The organism is Cellulomonas phragmiteti (assembly GCF_016862775.1).
In the GTDB taxonomy this organism is placed as follows: Bacteria; Actinomycetota; Actinomycetes; order Actinomycetales; family Cellulomonadaceae; genus Cellulomonas; species Cellulomonas phragmiteti.
The window spans coordinates 1-3,444 of the sequence record NZ_BONP01000052.1; the positions used below are offsets into that span (position 1 = coordinate 1).

6 protein-coding genes are annotated in these 3,444 nt (G+C 70.8%); 1 reads left to right on the plus strand and 5 read right to left on the minus strand.

All coding sequences use genetic code 11. The annotated features are described in order from the left end of the window. Positions 1-252 precede the first annotated feature (252 nt). The 5 genes from Cph01nite_RS18780 to Cph01nite_RS18800 form a co-directional block, all read right to left on the minus strand. A complete protein-coding gene (locus tag Cph01nite_RS18780) occupies positions 253-414 on the minus strand; it encodes a hypothetical protein (protein ID WP_203676561.1) in 162 nt (53 codons plus the stop codon). A 624-nt stretch (positions 415-1,038) separates the two neighbouring features. After that, positions 1,039-1,536: an RHS repeat-associated core domain-containing protein gene (locus tag Cph01nite_RS18785; protein ID WP_239069370.1), complete on the minus strand. Its 498-nt coding sequence runs from the start codon at positions 1,534-1,536 to the stop codon at positions 1,039-1,041. A 43-nt stretch (positions 1,537-1,579) separates the two neighbouring features. Then, positions 1,580-1,846 (minus strand): type II toxin-antitoxin system RelE family toxin, encoded by a 267-nt coding sequence (locus tag Cph01nite_RS18790; protein WP_089800253.1) that lies wholly within the window; start codon positions 1,844-1,846, stop codon positions 1,580-1,582. Continuing rightward, a complete protein-coding gene (locus Cph01nite_RS18795; protein WP_089801006.1) occupies positions 1,843-2,115 on the minus strand; it encodes a type II toxin-antitoxin system Phd/YefM family antitoxin in 273 nt (90 codons plus the stop codon). Before Cph01nite_RS18795 ends, Cph01nite_RS18790 begins: the two co-directional genes overlap by 4 nt. Before the next feature lie 96 nt (positions 2,116-2,211). Continuing rightward, entirely contained in the window at positions 2,212-2,793 is a 582-nt protein-coding gene (locus Cph01nite_RS18800) for a hypothetical protein (RefSeq protein WP_203676562.1), read from the minus strand. Positions 2,794-3,046: 253 nt separating this feature from the next. Here Cph01nite_RS18800 and Cph01nite_RS18805 point away from each other — a divergent pair. After that, positions 3,047-3,444, plus strand: a 398-nt coding sequence (locus Cph01nite_RS18805; RefSeq protein ID WP_203676563.1) for a hypothetical protein, incomplete at its 3' end; no start/stop codon positions are given.

A 3,444-nucleotide genomic window follows, 5' to 3' on the forward strand; every position in this document is an offset into this window, starting at 1 on the left:
GTTGTGTCACTACCCCGCCAGGGGGTACTGACGGAACTCAGTGCCTTGAAGTGACAGAACCCCTCGCGAGAGGCTCGGAAGGGCGTCCCGCGGGGGGTTTCGTCGTTCCTGCGGTGCTCGTTCGGGCCGTTCGTGGCTGGACGACGGGCACGTGCTGGGGCCGGAGCGCTCAGCTGACCGTGCCCGGGCACGACGACGGGCCCACCGGCCTGGGGCCGTGGGCTGGTCGAGAGGGCTGGGTTGTCGCCGGGGTCAGGCTGCGGTGGGCGGGCTCAGCGCCGCGGGCGGCTCGTCGTCGTCGAGGGGGATCTCCTCGTACCCGGCGATGGCGCGGTCGCGTGCGAGCAGGATGTCGTCGCTCTGGAACCCGATGCGCTTGGCCCACTTGCGGACCATGCGCAGGTTGAAGTGCACGACCGAGGCGGGGAGGACGAGCGTGGGCTGGTTAGCGGCCGGACGGCAACCTGAGTGGGGCCGCATCGGACCGGCCTCATCGCGGGCGACTGCGGCGTCGGCCTCCTGGGTCTCGACCGTCGCGGTTGCGTCCGACAGCGCGGCGATCGTCTCCTCGAGGTTCGCGACGCTGTCGGGCTACATCAGGTCTGCCGTCCGCTTGCCGTTGCGGGCGGCGGTCACACGCTCGTGCATGTCCCGGATGAGCTCGACGAGCTGTTCGAGGTCAGCCCGTGCGCGCCTCAGCGACGTCGTGGGCATAAGCCGAAGCCGGGCTGTGGGGCGCTCGACCGCGGAAGGCCGTGGCAAGGATGCACCTGATCAGCGTCACCGTGCGTCGGCACCCGAAGCGCGGCCATCGGCCGTGGGGGAGCAGCAGTGGAACGGCCGCGGGGGCCGGCACGGTACTCAACGTACGGTGCCGGCCCCCTCGGCGTTGCGCCGGTGAAGGTGGACCTACTTGCGTCCGCTTCCGCCGCGGAGCTTGTTCACCACGAGCACGATGAGAACCGCGACCACGATGGTGCCAACGCCCAGCAGGATGTTGCCGCTATTGCCAGCAGCGACCATGATCAGTGCCCCTCCTCATGTCAGCGACCCGCCCCACAGGCCGATGCCCGCGTAGGCGCCTTCGTACAGTGTCGATGAGAGCTTGCCGGCTCCCAGCAGGTGTCCTGCCACGCCGGTCCGCATCCCGACGACGCCCATCGCACCGGCGAACAGCGCTCCGCGCTTGTTGCCCCTGGCGAGGTTCGAGCCAACATCGGCCGCGGTGGCTGCCGCGCCGATCCCCAGCCCGACGGCGAGCGGAGCTCCCACTCCGGTCGCCACCAGTCCTACCCCTGTCAGCAGGACCGAAGCCAGCTCGAGGCGAGACGACAGCGTCGACTTCGTCCCGGAGGGGTCGATGAAGTTCGCCGGGTTATCTGCCGCGTACGCGTACGGGTTGGGCTCCTGGCCGGTCGGGTCGTACTGCGTGAACCGGCCCAGACCCGGGTCGTAGTAGCGCGCGCCGAGCCGGTACAGGTTGGCCGCCGCATCCCACAGGCCGCTCGCGAAGCGCAACGGGTTGTCCCTGATCACGGGGTTGTCGGTCGCCGCGGGCGCTGCGCCCGCTGCTGGGCGGCTACGTGCGGTAGGCGTCGCGGCGATGAGCGATCGTCAGCACGGTCACGGTGACCACACGCGCGTTGATCGTGTAGATGACGCGGTACTCACCACGTCGTGCCGACCACTTGCCCTCGAGCTCGTTCCGTAGGGGCTTGCCGACGCGGAACGGCGCCTCCGCCAGCGGACCAGAGAGGAACTCGATCACCGCCGCGGCCACCGCCGGAGGCAACCCGCCGGCCAGGGCGCGCCGCGCCGGAGGAGCGAGCTGGACCTCGTACCTCACGCGTTCGCGGCGCGGGCCCGCAAGACGTCTGCCAGCGGGGTGACGTCACCGCGGGCGACTGCGGCGTCAGCCTCTCGGACCTCGGCCATGACTGCGGCGTCCGACAGGACGGCGATCGTCTCCTCAAGGGACGCGAGGTCGTCGGGCGACATCAGGACCGCCGCCGGCTCGCCGTTGCGGGTGATGGTCACGCGCTCGTGCGTGTCGTGGACGGAGTCGACGAAGCGAGACAGGTGTGCCTTCACGTTCGCCAACGATGTCGTCGTCATGACCCGAATCATAGTCATGAGGGTTCCGAGTGGGAAGGGGGCAGGGAGGCGCCGGTCGAAGGCGCCCGGCCGAACCGACCCCTCCGAGCGAACCCCCTACGCAGGATCGGCCAGCAGCGCTGGAAGGGTCCCGAGCGCGTCGCGGGCACTCAGTCCGGTGCCGCGCAGCCGCGCGTACGCCGTTGCTGTCGCGGTGCCCTGGTCGCCGAGCCACGTGTCGTTGGCGGCCAGCAGGTGAGCGGTGTCGATGGTGGTGTGCGAGCGTCCCAGCGGACCGCTGGCCGACATCGCGTGAACCTCGTCCGTGCCCGAGGGCACCATGACGATCGCGAACGGCCCCACGTGAACCAGCGGCGCGCGGCGCATGTCGTCTCGCGGGTCGGCGGCCAGCTCGTCGAGCTCGGCCAGGCAGCGGGTGGCGCGCTCAGGGTCCCATTCGTGAAGCAGGCGCGCGACCAGGGGACGCCCGGCCAGCACGCTGTGGGTGCGCGCACCCTCAGCTCGTCGAGGGGCGAGCACCTCGAGCAACTGACGCGCGATGGGCCCGGCGAGCAGGTCCGGTCCGCCCAGTGCTGCGTCGAGGTAGGACGTCAGTGGCTGACCGGGGTCCGTCGCCGGGACGCACCGCACGGCGCCGCCGACGTGCACCGCCAGTGCGCCGTCGAACGTGGTGTGCATGAACCGGTCCCGCAGCGGATCGTCGTCCGGGGCCGGGCCGGGCCGGGCCGTCGTTGGCGGTGGCGACTGCGTCGCGCAAAGCCCGGTCGGCAGCGGCGCGATCGGGGCAATCCACCGACGACTACGCCCGGTACGTCGACATTTTGACGGCATGGGGAGCACCGCACGGGCTGAGCGCGTCCGAGGTCGAGGAGCGCATCTTCGGACTCATCCCGCCACGACGACGCCGGACGCCGCGCCCTCGCACACCGCAGTGACCACGCGGCTCGACGACAGGGGCGACATGGTTGAGATCCGCGAGCGGACGCTCCAGGGTTTGCGCGACGCGGGCCTGGCGGGGTTCGCGCCATTTGCTCGGCTGCCCGATGCGCACGTGCCGACACACCCTGGTGTGTATGTCGTCGTTCGGGACTCGTCGGAGCCCGCCGTGTTCCTCGAGTCGAGCGTGGCGGGATGGTTCAAGGCCAAGAACCCGTCGGTCGAGCTCAACCGCCTGACTGACGCGTGGGTGGCGAGCGCGATCGTGCTCTACATCGGCAGGGCCGGCGGCGGGTCGAAGGGGGCGCGAGGGTTGCGGAAGCGGCTCGACGAGTACCGACGCCATGGCGTGGGGCAACCCGTCGGGCACTGGGGCGGTCGCTACATCTGGCA

Excerpts from the sequence above, each read along its gene's own strand:
- Cph01nite_RS18795 (WP_089801006.1), bottom strand. The coding sequence starts at position 2,115 with ATGACGACGACATCGTTGGCGAACGTGAAGGCACACCTGTCTCGCTTC.
- Cph01nite_RS18800 (WP_203676562.1), bottom strand. The coding sequence starts at position 2,793 with ATGCACACCACGTTCGACGGCGCACTGGCGGTGCACGTCGGCGGCGCC.